The organism is Nonomuraea sp. IBHARD001 (assembly GCF_056106265.1).
In genome coordinates this window covers 8,060,965-8,078,482 of record NZ_JBWBBW010000002.1, presented here as the reverse complement: position 1 = coordinate 8,078,482, position 17,518 = coordinate 8,060,965, and the positions used below count along the sequence as shown (strand labels likewise).

The window sequence follows — 17,518 nt, the reverse complement described above, 5'->3', positions numbered from 1 at the left end:
GTCAGGTTTCCGTCAGGCTAGGGCGGCGAGCTGGGCCGGTCAATGGGCGACGGCCTTCTTCCGCCTCGCGTGCGAACGCGCGGCCCGCTCCTATGCTGCCTGGATGAGCACTGTGCTGATCATCGGAATGGGCGACATGGGCGAGCGGCTCGCGGGCCGCCTCGGGGAGGGCGGGCACGTCGGCCGCCTGGTGCTGGCCGGGCGCTCGCCGCACACGGTCGAGGCCGTCGCCGCGGCGGTCGTCAGCACGTCCGACTGCCTGGTCGAGCCCGCCACCCTCGACGCCACCGACAGCGGGCAGGTCGCCGAGCTGCTGGAGCGCGTCCGGCCCGACCTGGTGCTGCAGTGCGCCTCGCTGCGCGGCCCGTGGGCGATGGCCGGGCGCCAGGACCCGGCGGCGACGGCCGTGGCACGCGCCGGGCTCGCGTTGCGCCTGCCGTACCAGGTGCCGGTGCCGTTGGCCGTCATGCGAGGGGTGCGCGAGGCCGGGTACGGCGGGCCGGTGGCGAACCTGTCGTTTCCCGATGTGACCGGGCCGATCCTGGCCGCGCTCGGGCTGGCGCCGACGCTCGGGCTGGGCAATGTGGCGATGATCCAGCTGCGGGTCAGGGCCGCCCTGCGCGCCGCCGATCCCGAGGGCGTGACGCCGCTCATCCGGGTCGTCGCCCATCACGCCCAGGTGGCGGGCGTGCTGCAGGCCGCCGATCCCGCCGATCCCGCCGACCGGCCCCGGGTGTACCTGGGTGAGGAGGGGCGGCGTGCGGACGAGCTGGCCTACCGGGCGCCTTCGCTGGCTCCCGGTCCGCGCTACAACCACGTCACGGCCGCCGCCGCCGTGCCCGCGCTGCACGCGCTGCTGCCGGGCGCCGAGCCGCTGCGCTGGTCGGCGGCCTCGCCCGGTGGTCTGCCCGGCGGGTACCCCGTGCGCATCGACGACGGCTCGGTCGTCCTCGACCTGCCGCCGGGCGTCGAGCGGGCCGACGCGGTGGCCTACAACGAGCGCCAGGCGGCGGGAGACGGCGTCGAGCGCATCGAGGCCGACGGCACGGTCGTGTTCACCGAGGCGTGCCGTGCGGCCGTCGCCGCGCTCGCGCCCGAACTCGCCGAGCCGCTCGCGGTGGCCGACCTGCGGGCGCGGGCCGCCCTGCTCGACCGGGTGCTCGGCGGCTAGCCGTACATACCGATCGCTTGGTAGGTCGCTGTTAAAGTGATCGGCATGACAGCGGCAGCGCACGGTCGGCGCAAGGGCTATCCGGCGGGGGAGGCCAGGCGCGAGCGCATTCTGGCCATCGCGCTGCAGGAGTTCGCCGAGCACGGCTATCGGGGCGCCTCGCTGGCCAGGATCGCCGAGCGGGCCGAGCTGTCGCAGGCCGGGCTGCTGCACCACTTCAGGAGCAAGGACCGGCTGCTCGTCGCGGTCCTGGAGCACCGCGACGAGCAGGACGCACGGCGCTTCGCCGCGAGCGACCTGCGAGGCGTGACGGCGCTGCTGGCGCTGGCCGACGTCGTCGACCACAACTCCAGGGTGCCCGGCATCGTGCAGCTGTTCTCCGTGATCAGCGGCGAGTCGGTCACGGCCGACCATCCGGGCCACGCGTGGGCCAGGCTCCGCTACCGGCGCCTGCGCGCCCATGTGGCCGAGGCCCTGCGCCAGGGGGTGGCGGCGGGTGAGTTCAGGCCGGACCTCGACGCCGAGGCGCACGCCGATCGGCTGATCGCGATGATGGACGGCCTGCAGACCCAGTGGCTGATCGATCCGGACCGGGTCGACATGGCGACCGTGTTCAGGGGTTACGTCGACGATGTGATCGCGGCCCTGCGGCCCTGACCGGACGGCGTCCGTGGCGCCTGTGTCGCCTGTGTCGCCGCCCAGACGCCCAGTGCGGCGACGGCCGCCACCTCGATGGCCGCGAGGCCGCGTTCGACCAGCCCGAGCGGCATCACCTGCCACCAGGCCAGCCCCGCGCCCGCTCCCCACACCACCGTGGCCACGATGCCCGCCACCCACACCAGCGCCCCGGCGCCGAACCAGCGTGCGAGCGCCGCCGCCCTGACGCCCGGACCCCTGCGCGCGATGACCAGCGCCGCCACCGGCAGGCACAGGAACGCCACCAGGCTGCCCGCCCGATGGATGTCGCCGCTCAGGCTCGGCCCCACCGACCAGTCGTGCTTGGGGAACCACCCGGTGACGGCCAGCCCCGCACTCCATCCCAGCATCGTCACCGCGCCGAACACACCCGCGAGCCGCCCGCGCACCAGCGCCGCCGCGATGGCCGCCGAGCCCAGGGCGAGGACCAGCACGGCCGAGGTGAAGATCCAGCCGTGCGCGCCCAGCCCGTGCTCGCTGATCGTCCGGCGCAGCGGATCCCGCTCGGCCAGAGCGGCCACATCCAGCGCCACGACCGCCGCCGCCCCCACCCCGACCCCGGCCAGCCCGGCCCACGCCACCGCTCGCACCCGCATCCCCCACTTCCTCGACGCCGGGCGAAAGGCGCCCCTTCCACAGCATTCTCACCGAGTACGGCGGCGCGGCCGACTCCGCGATCGGACAGAGGCGGATATCGTGATAAGTGTGAATGAACGCCCGGGATCGTCGTGGCTGCCGCGCCTGGCCGAGGTCGGGGAACGCCTGGCCGAAGAGTGGCAGTCGAGCAGAAGGCCGAAGAGCGAAGGTCCCGAACCGCACGAACTACGGGCCTCCGACGCCGACAGGGAGCACGTCGTCCAGGTGCTCAACGACGCCTTCGCCGACGGCAGGCTGCGCCTGGAGGAGTTCGAGGAGCGCGTCGCCTACACCTACCAGGCGCGCACGCTGGGCGAACTCGCCTCCGTCACCACCGACCTGCTGCCGCCCGACCAGCAGCCGCTGCGGATCGAGGGCGGGCGCAACGTGGCGTCCATCTTCAAGAAGGAGCAGCGCGAAGGGCGCTGGGTGGTGCCGTCGGAGTTCGCGGTGACCGCCATGTTCGGCACCACCAAGCTCGACCTGCGCGACGCCATCATGCAGAGCCACCGCGTCGTCATCACCGCCACGCTCGTCTTCGGCGGCCTGGAGATCCACGTCCCCGAAGGCGTCGAGGTCATCAGGGTGACCAAGGAGAAGACCGCACGCCTCACCCGCCCCCAGGACGACCCCGACGCCCCCACCGTCGAGGTCCACACCACCAACTTCCTCGGCGAGGTCAAGGTCAAGGAACCGCCCAAGCGCCGTCGCCGCCGCTGAGCACCCCTCCGGGACGCCCGCGTGTCAGCCCGGGGTGCGCGGACCCGAAGGCCCGCGCGTCCCGGCACGTCAAGGCGCCCGCGTGTCAGCCCGCGCTGTCGAAGTTGATCGCACTGTAGGCGCGGAGCTTCCAGAGCTGGTGCTCGCTCTCGATCTTGCGGATGGTGCCCGACCTGCCGCGCATCACGAGGGAACTGGTGATCGCGGCGCCGCCCCTGAAGCGCACGCCGCTCATCAGCTCGCCCTGCGTGATGCCGGTCGCGGCGAAGAACACGTCGTCGGAGGTGACCAGGTCGCCGGTGGTCAGCACCTTGTCCAGGTCGTGACCGGCGTCGAGGGCGCGACGGCGTTCGGCGTCGTCCTGGGGCCAGAGCCTGCCCTGGATCACACCGCCCAGGCACTTCAGCGCACACGCGGCGATGATGCCCTCGGGGGTGCCGCCGATGCCGAGCATGAGGTCGACGCCGGTGCCCGCGCGGGCGGCCATGATCGCTCCGGCCACGTCGCCGTCCGGGATGAACTTGATCCGCGCGCCGGTCTCCCTGATCTCCTTGACGATGCCCTCGTGCCTGGGCCGGTCCAGGATGACCACCGTGACGTCGGAGGGCGAGGTGCCGCCCTTGGCCCTGGCCACGGCCTTGATGTTGTCGGCCACGGGGGCGTTGATGTCGACGACGCCCGCCGCCTCGGGGCCGGTGACGAGCTTTTCCATGTAGAAGACGGCCGAGGGGTCGTACATCGAGCCGCGCTCGCTCACCGCGATGACCGAGATGGCGTCCGGCATGCCGAGTGCGGTCAACCGGGTGCCGTCGATCGGGTCGACGGCCACGTCGCACTCGGGGCCCGAGCCGTCGCCGACCTGCTCGCCGTTGAACAGCATGGGCGCGTGGTCCTTCTCGCCCTCGCCGATCACCACGACGCCGTTCATCGAAACGGTATTGATCAACTGGCGCATGGCGTTGACCGCGGCGCCGTCCGCGCCGTTCTTGTCACCGCGCCCGACCCAGCGTGCCGCCGCCATGGCGGCCGCCTCGGTGACGCGTACCAGCTCCATCGCGAGGTTGCGGTCAGGTGCGTGCTCACCGGTGGCGAGCGCGGCGGGAACAGATGACTGTTCGGACATGAAGACGAGCCTCCTCGTGGACAACTGCCTCGATCGTAGTTACCGGTCTGTGGCCGGTAAGCGGGGGATAATGTTCCCTTCATGAGCAGCGATGCGGAACGGCCGGTGACAGCGGCCCAAGGCACGGGCGCGGTGCGCACATCCGAGCGAGGCGCGGCCACGCGGATGGCCCTCCTCGACGCGGCCCGCGAGGTGTTCGTCACGAGCGGCTTCGCCGAAGCGGGCGTCACCGACGTGGTCGCACGAGCCGGAGCCAGCGTCGGCAGCCTGTATCACCACTTCTCCGGCAAAGCCGACCTCTATCTGACGTTGTTCGAGGAGTTCCAAGCCCGCCAGACGCTACGTACCAAGCAGGCGGCACGTGAAACACGCGCGCAGGGCGAGAACGACCCCATGCGGGTGTTCATCGCCGCGGCCCGCGCCTATCTGGAGGGCTCGCTGCAGGAGCGCGAGCTCGCGGCGCTGTTCCTGCGCGGCGACGGTCCGCCCGGCTTCGAGGTCGTCATGCGCGATCGGCTGCGCCAGTGGGCCAAGCGCAACGCGGCGCTGTTCGACCACGACGAGGGCGCGCTCGTGGTGGTCGTGACGGGCGCGCTGGCCGCGGCGGTGTCGGAGGTCGTGCTCTCGGGCGACGAGGACGCCTCCCGCAGGCTGGCCGACGACGTGCTCGCCATCATCGGCCGGATCGAGCCCGCCGTGGCGCGGATCGAGCCGGCCGCTTCCCTGACCGAGGCCGACAGCGGGTAATCTCGGCGTCCGTGCGCTTCACTCAGGGTTTCTACGGCTACGCCTTCGCGCTCTTCGTCTGCCTCGCGGGCGCCGGCATCTTCCTGCTGATCACTCCGCAGAGCCGCGAAGAGCACATCCCCGCGGTCAACTACAGCATGGACCTGGCCAACGCCAGGCGCGAGGCGCCGTTCGAGGTGTGGGCGCCGGCGAAGGACCCGGCGGGCTGGATCCCGACCAGTTCGCGCTTCGACCAGCCGAAGAGCCCCTTCACCTGGCGTCTCGGCTACGCCACCTCCAACGGCCCGGACGGCAAGCGCCACCACGCCATGTTGATCCAGACCGATGCCCGGCCGTCGGCGGAGTTCGTCAACCGCAACACCAACACCGACAAGGCGACGGGCACGCTGGAGATCGCCGGTCAGCCGTGGGAGCAGCGCTACCGCGAGGACAAGAAGCAGCGCTCGCTCATCCGCACCCTGCCGAACGCCACGATCATCGTCACCGGCACGGCCGACTACCCCCAGCTCGCCGATCTGGCCAAGGCCCTGACGACCTCCTGAAGGCCGTACTGAAGCCTGTGCGCACTGGCATCGATCGGCGTTCTCTCGGAGAATGAGCGCCGTGAAATCGGCCCGAACCGCTGGAAACCAGACTGCTCGAAAGCGGCGTGTGCTTCCCGCCGTCCTCGCCCTGGTGTTCGGGCTGGTGGTCGCGCACTCGCTCATGTACTACGTGTTCACCCCGGACCGGCCGCTCACGGCCTTCCCCGGCGCCAGGACGCCGCTGTCGATCGCGCACCAGGGCGGTGAGCTGCTGGCGCCGAGCAACACGATGGCAGCCTTCGACCTGGCCGTCTCCCACGGCGCCGACGTGCTGGAGACCGACGTCCACCTGTCGAAGGACGGCCAGCTCGTCACCATCCACGACGACACCGTCGACAGGACGACCGACGGCACCGGCCGGGTCGACTCCCTCACCTGGGCCGAGCTGAAGAAGCTGGACGCCGGCCACTCCTTCACCGACCTCAAGGGCAGGCACAGCTACCGGGGCAAGGGCGCCAGGATCGCCAGACTGGAGGAGCTGTTCACCAAGTACGGCGACAGCAAGCTGTTCAATGTCGAGATCAAGGCCGCCTATCCCGAGATCGAGGCCAAGCTCTGGGCCCTGATCACCAAGCACGGCCTGGAGAGGAGAATCGTCGTCGTCTCCTTCGACCAACTGCTCGTCGACACCTTCAGACGGCTGAGCGGCGGCAAGGTCGCGGTGGGCGCGGGCCGGGCGGAGGCGACGATGTTCGCCCTGACCCACAAGTTCTGGGTGCCGGGCTTCTACCGCCCGCAGGCGAGCGTGCTGCAGATCCCGCTGGAGAGCAGCGGCTTCGACCTCGGCGACAAGGGCCTGGTCGACGGCGCGCACCGCCTGGGCCAGCAGGTGCACTACTGGACGATCAACGACGAGGCCACCATGCGCAGGCTCGTCGCGATGGGTGCCGACGGCATCATGACCGACCGGCCGGACCTGCTGAAGAAGGTGCTGGCCGAGCCGCGCTGAGGGGACGGCGGGCTCACAGCACGCGATCCAGCAGGGCGTCCAGGCCGTCCTTCACCCAGGCGGTGCTCCGGCCGCGCTCGTGGATCTGGAAGGCGATCAGCCCCGCGTTGACCGGAGCCAGCAGCGCGTCGGCCAGATAGGCGCAGGGCGCCTCGGGATCGAGCTCGGCCAGCAGGCCGCTCAGATGGGTGTGGTAGACGGAGTAGGCCCCGCCGAACCTGCCCTGCTTGGAGGCGCGTTCGGCGACGCGCAGCAGCGACTCCTGGGAGCCGACCCGGTCGACCAGGGCGTGCAGGAAGGCCCTGACGCGCTCGGCGGCGGGCGCACCGGGCCCCAGCGGCGCCGGACCGGTCATGAACGCGGCCTGGAACCTGCGCTCACGCTCGTCGAGCAGGGCGTAGAGCAGGCCGCTCCGGTCGCCGAAGCGCCGGTAGACGGTGCCGACGCCCACGCCCGCACGCCTGGCGACCTCGTCGAGCGAGAGCGCCTCGGCCCCGCACTCGCCGAGCAGGCAGGCGGCCACCGCGAGGATGCGTTCGCGGTTGCGGGCCGCGTCGGCGCGCTCGGGGGCGGGCTGTCCGGCGATCTGCAGAGGGACGACACGTCGCATCACACCTCCGCACTGTACTCCTTGTAAGCGGAGAGCTCTCCGGTTAATATCCGGAGGGTTCTCCGTTTACAACAGGCATTCCAATGCGAGGGGCGAGCATGGCGAACGACTGGAACGAGAAGGTCATCGAGGAGTTCCGGGCCAACTCCGGCAAGGTGGGCGGCTACTTCGAAGGCCACAACCTGGTACTGATGACCACCACAGGAGCCAAGACCGGCAGGCGTCTGACCTCGCCGGTGATGTACCTGCCCGACGGCGGCAGGATCGTGGTCATCGCCTCCAACGCCGGAGCCGACAACCACCCGTCCTGGTACCACAACCTGGTGGCCAACCCGGACCTCACGGTCGAGGTCGGCACCGAGACCTACGAGGCGAGGGCCGAGGTCATCGCCGACGAGGCCGAGCGCGACGCACTCTACGACCGGATGGTCGCGGTCGCGGAGGGCTTCGCCGACTACAAGAAGAAGACCCAGCGCGTCATCCCGGTGCTCGCGCTCAGCCGCAAGGCCTGAGCTGGGTCAGCCGGCCCTGCGCTCGGCCACCACGTCGATCTCGACCAGGACGTTGATCAGGTCGGAGCCGACGGTGGTGCGAGCGGGGTAGGGCTCGGTGAAGTACTCGCGGTAGACCTGGTCGTATGCGGCGAAGTCCTCGCGAACGTTCTCCAGATGCGTGGTCACCTTGACGACGTCGGCCAGGGTGAGGCCGTCGGCGGCGAGGATCGCGGTGAGGTTGTCGAGCACCTGGCGGGTCTGGGTGACGACATCGTCGCCGACGATCTTGCCGGTCGCCGGGTCGACGGGCACCGTGCCCGCGGTGAAGACGAGCTGCCCGGTGGCGACGGCCTGCGAGAAGGCGCCGCCGGGCGCCGGTGCCGCGTCGGTGCTGATGGCATGCATGGGACTCTCCAGAGGTGATGGAAGCGGGAAACAGAGGGGTCTAACGGTCGACCGCGTCGGGCGCCGGACGCAGCAGACGAAGATCGGAGCGGCGCGGCAGGCTCTCCCAGTCGCCGCTCGCGGTGACGGCGAAGGCCCCGGCCGCGCACGCGGTGTCCAGCCGCCGCTCGGGATCGGCCCCCGCCAGCCACTCGGCCAGCCACCCGGCGGCGAAGGCGTCACCGGCCCCGACCGGATCCAGCTCGGTCACCTGGTACGGCGCCGCCTGCCGTACCCCGGCGTCGGACAGTTCGACGGCGCCGCGGGCGCCGAGTTTGATCAGCACGTGCCGGGGGCCGAGTGCGGCGAGCTCCTCGGCCAGGGCGGCCGGAGTGCCGCCCTCGACGAAGAGCCCGGCCTCCGCCTCGGTGGCGAAGACGACGTCGGCCGACTTGACCAGCTCGCACAGTCCGGCGCTCGCCGCCTCGGGCGTCCACAGGCCGCGCCGGTAGTTGACGTCCAGCGAGACCAGCACGCCCGCGGCCTTCGCCTCGGCCACGGCGGCCAGCACGGCGCCGTGCGCGCCGGGGGACAGGGCAGGGGTGATGCCGGTGACGTGCAGGACCCTGGCCGAGCGGATCAGCGGCAGGTCCAGGTCCTCGGCGCTCAGCCGCGAGCCCGCACTGCCCGAACGGTAGTAGCGCACGTCGACGAGTTCGGCCGTACGCCTGCCCTTGACCATCAGGCCGGTCGAGGCCGAAGGGTCGACGATCATGCGGCTGACGTCGACGCCCTGCCCGGCCAGCGTCGAGCGGACCAGGTCGCCGAACTCGTCGGCGCCCACCCGGCCCAGCCACGCGGCGCGCACGCCGAGGCGGGTGGCGCCGATGGCCAGGTTCGACTCCGCGCCGCCGATCCCGAGATCGAACTCGCGGGCGTGCTGCAGCGGTCCGACCCGCCGTGCGGTGAACAGGGCCATGGTCTCGCCTAGTGTCACCAGGTCGGCCGACGGAGAGGTCATCGTGTGGATCCCAGCTTTCTGGAGATGCGCAGCGCTGTCTCCGCCACCATCGGTCCGAGCTCCCGCACACGCGCGGCGGTGATGCGCGAGGTCAGGCCGGAGATCGAGAGCGCGGAGACGGGGTCGTCGCTGTGGTTGAAGATCGGGGCCGCCACGCAGCGTACCTCTGGCTCGTTCTCGCGGTCGTCGACGGAGTACCCCCGCTGCCTGATCCTGGCCAGTTCGGTGGTGAGCCGGCCCGCGTCGGTGATGGTGTACCTGGTCAGCGCGGGCATCCCGGCCGCCACGACCTGCTCGACCATCTCGCCGGGCAGGTGGGCGAGTATCGCCTTGCCGACGGCCGTGCAGTACAGCTGGCCCCTGCTGCCGATGCGTGAGGCCATGCGGACGGTGGTCTCGTTCTCCACCTTGTCGATGTAGACGACGTACGGCCAGTCGTAGACGACCAGGTGCACGGTCTCGCGTACCTCGCGCATGAGGCCGTGCGTCTCCTCGGCCGCCACCGTGCGCAGGTCGAGGGTGGACAGGTAGGCCTGGCCGAGATGCAGGGCGCCGGTGCCGAGCCGGTAGGCGCCGCTCTTGCGGTCACGCTCCAGCAGCCCGGCCTCGACCAGGGGCACGGCCAGGCGCAGCACCGTGCTTTTGGACAGGCCGACGGCCTCGGCCAGACGGGAGAGCGGCAGGCCGTGACCAGGGCCGCCGTGGTCGCGCACGTACTCCAGCACCGCCAGCGCCCTGCGCAAGGACGCCGACTGGTTGCGCTCTGCGCCCTGGGGCGGTGTGGGGTGGATGGGGTCATCGAACACGCAGGTCAAGTTAGGCGACCAATCGCCCGATGTCACATTTTCGGGACGTCGTTCTGCATTGCACAACAAATCACATGAGGTCTTCCTCGGGTGGACAAGCGCTTCCTAGGGTCTGCCGCCAACAGGAGGAGAATGCTGTGAAGATCCTTAAGTGGACCGCGGCCGGTGTGGCCGTCCTGGCCCTGGCCGCGTGTGCGCCGTCCACCTCCACCGGCGACGGCGGCGGTGACGAGAAGACGGGCACGCTCAAGGTGTGGCTGTTCGAGGAGCCGAACCGCGCGCCCAAGGACAAGGTCGTCAACGAGGCCATCCAGGAGTTCACCGCGGCCAACCCCGGTGTCACCGTCGAGGTCAGCCACGTCCCGACCACACCCGCCAGGCACGAGAAGTTCAAGGGCGCCTTCAACGACCCCGCGAGCGCGCCCGACGTCGTCGAGTACGGCAACACCGACCTGGCCGAGTACGCCGCAGCCGGAGGCTTCGCCGACCTGTCGGCCGACATCAACGGCTGGGCCGAGGGCAAGGACGTCAGCGCCGACCTGCTCAAGTCCGCCACCGTCGACGGCAAGGTCTACGGCCTGCCCTGGTACATCGGCATCCGCGCCCTCTACTACCGCACCGACGTCTTCGACGAGCTCGGCCTCAAGCCCCCCACGTCGATCGCCGAGCTGACCGAGACCGCACGCACCATCCGCAAGAAGAAGCCCGAACTGTACGGCGTGGCCGTCGGCGGCGAGTACACCTTCGGCGCGCTGCCGTTCGTGTGGAGCGCGGGCGGCGACATCGACAAGCTCAACAGCCCCGAGTCGCGCAAGGGTGTGCAGGCCTACACCGACCTGCTCGCCGACGACAACTGCCCGCCGCAGGCGTGCGCCAGCCTCACCGGCGGCAAGACCGTCGAGCTGTTCGCCACCGGCAAGGCCGCCATGGGCATCCTCGGCAACTTCAGCAGGGGAGCCGTCGACGCCGGAGCCGCCAAGGACAAGTACGCGGTGATCCCGCTGCCCGGCATCGACGCGGGCACCGTCGCCCCGGCGTTCTCCGGCGGCAACAACCTCGGCGTCATGAAGAACGCCAAGCACCGCACGCTCGCGGTGAAGTTCCTGCAACTGCTCGGCGGCAAGACGTACCAGACCAAGATGTACGAGGCCATGGGCAACCTGCCCACGCTGACCAGCGCACGTGACGAGCTCGCGGCCAAGGACCCCTTCCTCAAGCCGTTCCTCGACACGGTCGCGGCGGGCACCAAGTTCGTGCCGATCGACCCGGCCTGGGTGAAGATCGACAACCAGAAGGTCATCCCGACCCTGCTGCAGAAGATCGCCACCAAGCAGGCGACCGTCGAACAGGCGACGGACGAGGCCGCCGCGGCGGTGAACACCGCATTCGGCCGGTCATGACGACAGGTACCACATCGGCGGGCCCGGTCGTCCGGGCCCGCCCCGTGGCCGGGACGCGAGCCAGGGGCAGATGGCGCCCCTGGCTCTACCTGCTGCCCGCGGCGGCCGTGCTGCTGCCGCTCTTCGGCTACCCGGTGTACATGCTGGGCCTGCTGTCGGTCTTCGACTACCGCCAGGCCCAGGTCAGCGGCGGTGAGCCGACGACCTTCCTCGGGCTCGGCAACTACCAGGCCGTGCTCGGCGACCAGAAGTTCTGGATGGTGCTCGGCCAGACCGTCGGCTTCGCCGCCGTGCTCGTCGTGGCCACGCTCGCGGTCGGCGCGGCGCTCGCCGTCGTGCTCACCAAGGCGGGCCGCATCCCCAGGCTGCTGCTGTCGCTGGCCGCGATGGCCGCGTGGGCGGCTCCGGCGATGACCGGCGCGACCGTGTGGATGTTCCTGTTCGACGCCGACCTCGGCCTGGTCAACCAGGTGCTCGGCATCGAGGGCTTCAACTGGTTCTACGACAAGTGGGTCACCTTCGGCGTGGTCGGCGCGACCGTCGTGTGGCACTCCTTCCCGTTCGTCATGGTCACCCTGTACGCCGGGATCCAGGCGGTGCCCGCGTCCGTGCTGGAGGCCGCCTCGCTCGACGGGGCCAGCACCTGGCAGTCGTTCTGGCGGGTCATCGTGCCGATGCTGCGGCCGCTGATCACGATCGTGGTCATCCAGTCGATCATCTGGGACTTCAAGATCTTCACGCAGATCTACGTCATGACCAACGGCGGCGGCATCGCCGGGCAGAACTCGGTGCTCAACGTCTACGCCTACCAGACCGCGTTCGGCTCGTCGGAGTACGGTCTCGGCTCGGCGATCGGCATGATCATGACGCTGATCCTGCTGGTGATCACCCTGTTCTACATCCGCACGCTCTACCGGTCGGGGGAGAAGTTGTGACGCGCTCTCGGCTGTTCTTCAATGTCGTCGCGATCGTGGTGGCGATCGTGGCGTTCTTCCCCATCTACTGGATGGTGCTCTCGGCGATCAAGCCGGACGGGGAGATCCAGTCGCTGTCGGTGCGGCCGTGGACGCTCTCGCCGACCCTGGAGAACTTCACCCGGGTGCTCACCGGCGAGAACTTCGGCCGCTACCTGCTCAACAGCCTCGGCATCGCACTCGCCGTCGTGCTGCTGTCGGCCGTGGTCGCCTTCCTCGCGGCGGTCGCGGTCACCAGGTTCACCTTCAAGTTCAGGACCACTGTCCTGATCATGTTCCTGGTGGCGCAGATGGTGCCGATCGAGGCGCTCACCATTCCGATGTTCTTCCTGGTCAGGGATATCGGCACGGTCGTGCCCGGGGTCGGGCTGAACACACTCGGCTCGCTCGTCCTGGTCAACCTGGCGGTCTCGCTGCCCTTCGCCATCTGGATGATGCGCGGCTTCGTCGCCGCCGTGCCCGAGGCGCTGGAGGAGGCGGCGATGATCGACGGGGCCAGCCGTACGGTGATCCTCTGGCGGGTGCTGTTCCCGCTGGTGGCGCCCGGGCTGATCGCGACCAGTGTGTTCTCGTTCATCACGGCGTGGAACGACTTTCTTTTCGCACGGACCTTCATCATCTCGGCCAAGGACAACCAGACGCTGCCCTCGGCGCTTCTGGTGTTCTTCAAGCCGGACGAGAACGACTGGGGCGGCATCATGGCGGCCTCCACCCTGATGACGATCCCTGTGCTGATCTTCTTCGTGCTGGTGCAAAGGCGCCTCGTCTCGGGGCTCGCGGGAGCGGTGAAGGACTGATGACTGTCGAATCGTTCGGCCTGGTGCCGATGCCGACCACGGTGCACGCGGGTGAAGGCGTCTTCGCCCTCGGCCCCGCCACCACCCTCGACGCCGCGCCGGGGCTGTCCGGCGTGGCCGGATGGCTGCGCGCCGAACTCGGGCCCGCACTCGGCGCCGAACTGCTGCCCGGCGCCGGGCCCGGCATCGCACTCAGGCTCGACCCGGCGCTCGGCCCCGAGGGCTACCGTCTCGAGGTCAACGCCGTACGCGGGGTCCGGATCACCGGCGGCGACGCGGCCGGAGCCTTCTACGGCGCCCAGACCCTGCGCCAGCTCCTGCCGCCCGCCTCCCTGCGCCGCGCCCCCTCCGGCCGTGCGCCCCTGCTGCCCGCCGTCGTCGTCGAGGACAGCCCCAGGTACGGCTGGCGCGGCTGCATGCTCGACGTCGCCAGGCACTTCATGCCCAAGGCCGATCTGCTCAGATTCGTCGACCTGCTGGCCTTCCACCGGCTCAACGTGCTGCACCTGCACCTGACCGACGACCAGGGCTGGCGGATCGAGATCGCCAAGTACCCCGAACTGACCTCGGTCGGCGGCTGGCGCGCCTCCAGCATGGTCGGCGACCGCCGCCACGCCACGTACACGGCCAGACCGCACGGCGGCCACTACACCGCCGAAGACATCAGGGAGATCGTCGCCTACGCCGAGGTCAGGGCCATCACCGTCGTGCCCGAGATCGACCTGCCCGGTCACACGCAGGCCGCCGTCGCCGCCTACCCGTGGCTGGCCGCAGCCGACGGCGAGAGCGCCGAGGTGCGTCCCGCGTGGGGCGGGATCGCCGAGCACATGCTGGACGTCACCTCGCAGGCCGCCCTCGACTTCTGCAAGGACGTGCTCAACGAGGTCATCGACCTGTTCCCGGCCACGCATGTCGGCATCGGCGGCGACGAGGCGCCGGGCGACCTGTATGCCAGGAACGCCTTCATGCGCTCGCTGGCCCAGCACGTCGCCGCGCGCGGCCGTACTCCCTATGCGTGGGACGAGATCCTCGAAGGCGCCGCGCCTCCCGGGGTGACCGTGGCCGCCTGGCGCGGGCCTCGTTCGGTCGAGCTGGCGGCGCTCGCCGGGCATCGCGTGGTCGCCTGTCCGGACACGTCGGTCTATCTGGACTACCGCCAGTCCGACGACCCCGCCGAGCCCATTCCGGTCGGGCCGCCGCTCAGCCTGCGCGAGGTGCACGCCTTCGAGCCGGTGCCCGCCACACTCGCCGACGACGCCGCCGCCTGGGTGATCGGCGGGCAGTGCAACGTGTGGACCGAGCACATGGACTCGCCGCGTGTGGTCGACTACATGGTCTTCCCCCGGCTGTGCGCCTTCGCCGAGGCGGTCTGGTCGACCGGGCGTCCGTCGTGGGACGACTTCGCCGTGCGCCTGGAGACGCATCTGCGCAGGCTGGACGCGCTCGCCGTGGAGTACCGGCCGCTGACGGGGCCGCATCCCTGGCAGAGCAGGCCGGACGCGCCCGGCTGGCCGATCACCAGAGGGCAGCGTGAGGCCTTGGTCGCCGAACTGCTCGGCGAGCCCGGCTAGAACGGGGTGTCGTCGCCGGTCGCCGGGTCGGACCTGCGGGCCATCGCGGCGGCCAGCTTCACCCGTGCGCCCTGCAACCACTCCTCGCAGATCGCGGCCAGCTTCTCGCCGCGCTCCCACAGCTCGATCGACTGCTCAAGGGTGAGGCCGCCGGTCTCCAGGCGGCGGACCACATCGGTCAGCTCCTCGCGGGCCTGCTCATAGGAGGGTGCCTTCTCGTCTGCCACGGCACCCACCCTAGGGTCACCCGCCGACAAACGCGGCCCTGGCCCGCCGATCAGTCCGCTTCAGCCTCGGGCTCTGTCCTGGACTCGGTGGGCTCGGGGTCGGCCTTGGGTTCCGGCTTGCGCCTGGTCGCCGGTTTGCGCTTGGGGGCCGGTTTGGCCGCAGGGGCCTCGTCGCCCGACGCCGTCACGCTCAGGCGTCCGTCGGTCAGCCGCACGGTGAGCGTGTCGCCCGGCGCCACCGCGCCCGTCGTGCGGACGACCTCGCCCGACGGCAGCTGCACGATCGCGTAGCCGCGTTCCAGCGTGGCGGCGGGGGAGAGGGTGACCAGGCGGGCACGCAGGTGGGTGAGGGAGTCGCCCGCACGGTCGAGCGAGGAGGTCAGACTGCGCCGCGTGCGGTCGCGCAACGCCTCCACCTGCTCCGAACGGCGCTCCAGCTCACGCACGGGATCGGCGAGCGAAGGGCGTGAACGCACCGAGACCAGCCAGGAGCGCTCCCGCTCCAGCCAGCCGCCCACCACCCGGCGCCCCCTGTCACGTAGCTGGCGCACCAGCGTGAGCTGCTCGCCGACGTCCGGCACCACCTTCTTCGCGGCGTCGGTCGGCGTCGAGGCCCGCACGTCGGCCACCAGGTCGAGCAGCGGGCTGTCCTGCTCGTGCCCGATCGCACTCACCACAGGGGTACGGCTCGCCGAGACCGCACGGACCAGCATCTCGTCTGAGAACGGCAGCAGGTCCTCAAGGGAGCCGCCGCCACGGGCGATCACGATGACGTCGACCGAGGTGTCGCCGTCGAGCCTGCGCAGCGCCTCGGTCACCTCGCCCACCGCGTAAGGGCCCTGGACGGCGACCTGCTCCACCTTGAACCGCACGGCGGGCCAGCGGCGCCTGGCGTTCTCCAGCACGTCGCGCTCGGCCGCCGAGTCGCGCCCGCAGATCAGGCCCACCGTGCCCGGCAGGAACGGCAGTCGGCGCTTGCGGTCGGCGTTGAACAGCCCTTCGGCCGCCAGCACCGAACGCAGCCGCTCCAGCCTGGCCAGCAGCTCACCGACGCCGACCGGCCTGATCTCCAGCGCGGTGAAGGCGAACGAGCCCTTGTTGACCCAGAAGTCCGGCTTGACGTGCACGACGACACGGGCGCCGTCGGCGGGCCGTGGCACGGTGGCCTCGTAGACGCCGCGCGGGGCGGTGACCCTGGCCGACACGTTGGCCACCGGGTCGCGCAACGTCAGGAACACGGTGCCGCCGCGCGCGGTGAGGTCGGTGATCTGGCCCTCCACCCAGACCGTGCCCAGCTTGCCGATCCAGCCCGCGACCATCTGCAGGACCGTGCGGACCGGGAGAGGCTGTTCGGCCGAGGTCTTCGCGCTCATGAGGGAAGGCTACGGTGCGCGGGCGACGTTCTCGCGTCTTGCGATGTCGCCGGGGTGTTCCTGTCGGGGTTGGTCGCCCCGGGACGTGCTTGAGGAGGGCAGGAGGGCGCCGGGGTGGCGGGGCGCCCGCTGCGGTGCTCGCCTGCTCAGGCCTCGGCGGCGATCTTGGCCAGGCGGGTCTCGAACATCTTCACGACCTCGGGGCGTGCGGCGTTGGCCGTCTCGTAGGCGAGCAGCTCGGTGATCTGCTCGGCGGACTTGCCACGCATCCTGGCCCTGAGGGAGGCGACGGTGAGGTCGTCGTAGCCGGGGAGGGGGGCGGCGGAGGCGGACCCGGCGGCGGAGGCGACGGCGGCTTCGGCTGGCACGGCGGTGGGCTTGGCAGCCGCGGGCTTGGGCGTCGCGGTCCTGGGTTTAGCGGGGGTCTTGGGCTTGGCTGCGGCCGGGGTGGTGGCGGCCGGGGCGGCGGTCGCGGCCTTCGGCTTGGCCGGGGCGCGCTTCCTGGGGGCGGGCTTGGGGGCCTCGGCGACGGGAGCGGCTTCGGGGGCGGCTTCGGGGGCGGCGGCGGGGGACGGCTTGGGCGTCTCGGCGACCGGCTCTTCGACGACGGGGGCGGCGTCGGGCGCTGCCTCGACGTGCACTGCCTCGACCGGCTTGGTCTCAGCGGCCGGCTCTTCGGTCGGCTCTGCGACGGGCTCTTCGGCGACCGGGGCGTGCGTCGGGGCGGTGCCGTTCGCGGTGGAGCCCGTGGAGCCGGTGGTGGCCGCAGCGGCGTCGGCGGCGTCGGTGGTCTCGGTCGTGGGCGTCGAAGGCTTGGTGGCCGGGGCGAAGATGACCGGGTCGGCCTTGGGCTTGGCGCCGTTGGAGTCGGCGTCGGCCGCCGGGCGCGGTGCGAAGATCACGGGCTCCCGGCGGGCCGGCTTCTCCTCGACGGCGGGCGTCTCGGGCTCGGACTCGGCCGCCGGACGCTCCTCACGGCTGACGAGGTCCTTGATGCCGTTGCGCAGCCGATCGGCGAACAGCAGGGCCTGCCCGGCGACGCTCAGCGTCCCCTGGACGACCAGCAGCGGCACCTCCTTGACCTTCTCTTTGTCGGTGACCGTTTTGGCAATGTTTCGAAGTACGTCGCCGAGCGACATAGGGGACTCCCTGGGAGGTCTTCTGTTGTTGGGCGGCAAGTCTGGCAAACGTCCTGCCTGATGGGCGAGCCCTGACGGCGTCGCCACTCCACGTAG

At 70.9% G+C, this 17,518-nt stretch carries 20 protein-coding genes; 11 read left to right on the top strand and 9 right to left on the bottom strand.

All coding sequences use genetic code 11. The features are described from left to right. Window positions 1–103 precede the first annotated feature (103 nt). Window positions 104–1,171: a Rossmann-fold NAD(P)-binding domain-containing protein gene (locus tag ACTWNK_RS38355; RefSeq protein ID WP_474309823.1), complete on the top strand. Its 1,068-nt coding sequence runs from the start codon at window positions 104–106 to the stop codon at window positions 1,169–1,171. A gap of 45 nt (window positions 1,172–1,216) precedes the next feature. Then, complete coding sequence (locus ACTWNK_RS38350) at window positions 1,217–1,828, top strand: TetR family transcriptional regulator (RefSeq protein WP_474309822.1); 612 nt, start codon at window positions 1,217–1,219, stop codon at window positions 1,826–1,828. Here ACTWNK_RS38350 and ACTWNK_RS38345 read toward each other — a convergent pair. Then, window positions 1,792–2,463 (bottom strand): DUF998 domain-containing protein, encoded by a 672-nt coding sequence (locus tag ACTWNK_RS38345; RefSeq protein ID WP_474309821.1) that lies wholly within the window; start codon window positions 2,461–2,463, stop codon window positions 1,792–1,794. The two genes, ACTWNK_RS38350 and ACTWNK_RS38345, sit on opposite strands and share 37 nt — an antisense overlap. Before the next feature lie 109 nt (window positions 2,464–2,572). On the opposite strand from ACTWNK_RS38345, the gene ACTWNK_RS38340 reads away from it, so the two are divergent. Then, window positions 2,573–3,223 (top strand): DUF1707 SHOCT-like domain-containing protein, encoded by a 651-nt coding sequence (locus tag ACTWNK_RS38340; RefSeq protein WP_474309820.1) that lies wholly within the window; start codon window positions 2,573–2,575, stop codon window positions 3,221–3,223. Window positions 3,224–3,308: 85 nt separating this feature from the next. Here ACTWNK_RS38340 and glpX read toward each other — a convergent pair whose 3' ends face one another. Continuing rightward, on the bottom strand, window positions 3,309–4,346 hold the full coding sequence (gene glpX, locus ACTWNK_RS38335; RefSeq protein WP_474309819.1) for a class II fructose-bisphosphatase: 1,038 nt from the start codon (window positions 4,344–4,346) through the stop codon (window positions 3,309–3,311). 81 nt (window positions 4,347–4,427) lie between these two features. Here glpX and ACTWNK_RS38330 point away from each other — a divergent pair, with 81 nt between their 5' ends. The 3 genes from ACTWNK_RS38330 to ACTWNK_RS38320 all read left to right on the top strand — a co-directional run bounded on the left by ACTWNK_RS38330 (window position 4,428) and on the right by ACTWNK_RS38320 (window position 6,626). Then, a complete protein-coding gene (locus ACTWNK_RS38330) occupies window positions 4,428–5,093 on the top strand; it encodes a TetR/AcrR family transcriptional regulator (RefSeq protein ID WP_474309818.1) in 666 nt (221 codons plus the stop codon). An 11-nt stretch (window positions 5,094–5,104) separates the two neighbouring features. Next, a complete protein-coding gene (locus ACTWNK_RS38325; RefSeq protein WP_474309817.1) occupies window positions 5,105–5,635 on the top strand; it encodes a DUF4245 domain-containing protein in 531 nt (176 codons plus the stop codon). Between the two features lie 109 nt (window positions 5,636–5,744). After that, window positions 5,745–6,626: a glycerophosphodiester phosphodiesterase family protein gene (locus ACTWNK_RS38320; RefSeq protein WP_474309816.1), complete on the top strand. Its 882-nt coding sequence runs from the start codon at window positions 5,745–5,747 to the stop codon at window positions 6,624–6,626. Window positions 6,627–6,639: 13 nt separating this feature from the next. Here ACTWNK_RS38320 and ACTWNK_RS38315 read toward each other — a convergent pair whose 3' ends face one another. Further along, window positions 6,640–7,236 carry a TetR/AcrR family transcriptional regulator gene (locus ACTWNK_RS38315; protein WP_474309815.1) on the bottom strand — a complete coding sequence of 199 codons (597 nt, stop codon included), beginning with the start codon at window positions 7,234–7,236 and terminating at the stop codon, window positions 6,640–6,642. A gap of 98 nt (window positions 7,237–7,334) precedes the next feature. Between ACTWNK_RS38315 and ACTWNK_RS38310 the strand changes: the two genes are divergently transcribed. Then, window positions 7,335–7,748 carry a nitroreductase family deazaflavin-dependent oxidoreductase gene (locus ACTWNK_RS38310; protein WP_474309814.1) on the top strand — a complete coding sequence of 138 codons (414 nt, stop codon included), beginning with the start codon at window positions 7,335–7,337 and terminating at the stop codon, window positions 7,746–7,748. A gap of 6 nt (window positions 7,749–7,754) precedes the next feature. On the opposite strand, the gene ACTWNK_RS38305 is transcribed toward ACTWNK_RS38310, so the two are convergent. Genes ACTWNK_RS38305 through ACTWNK_RS38295 form a run of 3 tightly spaced genes read right to left on the bottom strand, consistent with a single transcriptional unit; the run spans window position 7,755 to window position 9,941 of the window. After that, complete coding sequence (locus ACTWNK_RS38305) at window positions 7,755–8,135, bottom strand: Rid family detoxifying hydrolase (protein ID WP_474309813.1); 381 nt, start codon at window positions 8,133–8,135, stop codon at window positions 7,755–7,757. A 40-nt stretch (window positions 8,136–8,175) separates the two neighbouring features. Next, the gene (locus ACTWNK_RS38300; RefSeq protein WP_474309812.1) at window positions 8,176–9,135 is read right to left on the bottom strand and encodes a sugar kinase; all 960 of its coding nucleotides are present in this window, start codon (window positions 9,133–9,135) and stop codon (window positions 8,176–8,178) included. Further along, a complete protein-coding gene (locus ACTWNK_RS38295; RefSeq protein ID WP_474309811.1) occupies window positions 9,132–9,941 on the bottom strand; it encodes an IclR family transcriptional regulator in 810 nt (269 codons plus the stop codon). Before ACTWNK_RS38295 ends, ACTWNK_RS38300 begins: the two co-directional genes overlap by 4 nt. A 137-nt stretch (window positions 9,942–10,078) precedes the next feature. Here ACTWNK_RS38295 and ACTWNK_RS38290 point away from each other — a divergent pair, with 137 nt between their 5' ends. From ACTWNK_RS38290 to ACTWNK_RS38275, 4 genes are read left to right on the top strand one after another with little or no spacing between them, the layout of a single operon-like run. Beyond that, on the top strand, window positions 10,079–11,341 hold the full coding sequence (locus tag ACTWNK_RS38290; RefSeq protein WP_474309810.1) for an extracellular solute-binding protein: 1,263 nt from the start codon (window positions 10,079–10,081) through the stop codon (window positions 11,339–11,341). Next, a complete protein-coding gene (locus ACTWNK_RS38285) occupies window positions 11,338–12,276 on the top strand; it encodes a carbohydrate ABC transporter permease (protein WP_474309809.1) in 939 nt (312 codons plus the stop codon). Before ACTWNK_RS38290 ends, ACTWNK_RS38285 begins: the two co-directional genes overlap by 4 nt. After that, the gene (locus ACTWNK_RS38280; protein WP_474309808.1) at window positions 12,273–13,112 is read left to right on the top strand and encodes a carbohydrate ABC transporter permease; all 840 of its coding nucleotides are present in this window, start codon (window positions 12,273–12,275) and stop codon (window positions 13,110–13,112) included. Before ACTWNK_RS38285 ends, ACTWNK_RS38280 begins: the two co-directional genes overlap by 4 nt. After that, entirely contained in the window at window positions 13,112–14,683 is a 1,572-nt protein-coding gene (locus ACTWNK_RS38275) for a beta-N-acetylhexosaminidase (protein ID WP_474309807.1), read from the top strand. Before ACTWNK_RS38280 ends, ACTWNK_RS38275 begins: the two co-directional genes overlap by 1 nt. Here ACTWNK_RS38275 and ACTWNK_RS38270 read toward each other — a convergent pair. The 3 genes from ACTWNK_RS38270 to ACTWNK_RS38260 form a co-directional block, all read right to left on the bottom strand. After that, window positions 14,680–14,910, bottom strand: coding sequence for an exodeoxyribonuclease VII small subunit (locus tag ACTWNK_RS38270; protein ID WP_474309806.1), 231 nt, complete (start codon window positions 14,908–14,910; stop codon window positions 14,680–14,682). The two genes, ACTWNK_RS38275 and ACTWNK_RS38270, sit on opposite strands and share 4 nt — an antisense overlap. A gap of 50 nt (window positions 14,911–14,960) precedes the next feature. Then, window positions 14,961–16,283, bottom strand: coding sequence for an exodeoxyribonuclease VII large subunit (xseA, locus tag ACTWNK_RS38265; protein ID WP_474309804.1), 1,323 nt, complete (start codon window positions 16,281–16,283; stop codon window positions 14,961–14,963). A 146-nt stretch (window positions 16,284–16,429) separates the two neighbouring features. After that, window positions 16,430–17,422, bottom strand: a complete 993-nt coding sequence (locus ACTWNK_RS38260; RefSeq protein ID WP_474309803.1) for a hypothetical protein — start codon at window positions 17,420–17,422, stop codon at window positions 16,430–16,432. Window positions 17,423–17,518: the final 96 nt, after the last annotated feature.

Coding starts and splice junctions, on each gene's coding strand:
- ACTWNK_RS38260 (WP_474309803.1), bottom strand. CDS start 17,422: ATGTCGCTCGGCGACGTACTTCGAAACATTGCCAAAACGGTCACCGAC.
- ACTWNK_RS38330 (WP_474309818.1), top strand. CDS start 4,428: ATGAGCAGCGATGCGGAACGGCCGGTGACAGCGGCCCAAGGCACGGGC.
- ACTWNK_RS38285 (WP_474309809.1), top strand. CDS start 11,338: ATGACGACAGGTACCACATCGGCGGGCCCGGTCGTCCGGGCCCGCCCC.
- ACTWNK_RS38300 (WP_474309812.1), bottom strand. CDS start 9,135: ATGACCTCTCCGTCGGCCGACCTGGTGACACTAGGCGAGACCATGGCC.
- ACTWNK_RS38345 (WP_474309821.1), bottom strand. CDS start 2,463: ATGCGGGTGCGAGCGGTGGCGTGGGCCGGGCTGGCCGGGGTCGGGGTG.
- ACTWNK_RS38310 (WP_474309814.1), top strand. CDS start 7,335: ATGGCGAACGACTGGAACGAGAAGGTCATCGAGGAGTTCCGGGCCAAC.
- ACTWNK_RS38350 (WP_474309822.1), top strand. CDS start 1,217: ATGACAGCGGCAGCGCACGGTCGGCGCAAGGGCTATCCGGCGGGGGAG.
- glpX (WP_474309819.1), bottom strand. CDS start 4,346: ATGTCCGAACAGTCATCTGTTCCCGCCGCGCTCGCCACCGGTGAGCAC.
- ACTWNK_RS38275 (WP_474309807.1), top strand. CDS start 13,112: ATGACTGTCGAATCGTTCGGCCTGGTGCCGATGCCGACCACGGTGCAC.
- ACTWNK_RS38315 (WP_474309815.1), bottom strand. CDS start 7,236: ATGCGACGTGTCGTCCCTCTGCAGATCGCCGGACAGCCCGCCCCCGAG.
- ACTWNK_RS38355 (WP_474309823.1), top strand. CDS start 104: ATGAGCACTGTGCTGATCATCGGAATGGGCGACATGGGCGAGCGGCTC.
- xseA (WP_474309804.1), bottom strand. CDS start 16,283: ATGAGCGCGAAGACCTCGGCCGAACAGCCTCTCCCGGTCCGCACGGTC.
- ACTWNK_RS38305 (WP_474309813.1), bottom strand. CDS start 8,135: ATGCATGCCATCAGCACCGACGCGGCACCGGCGCCCGGCGGCGCCTTC.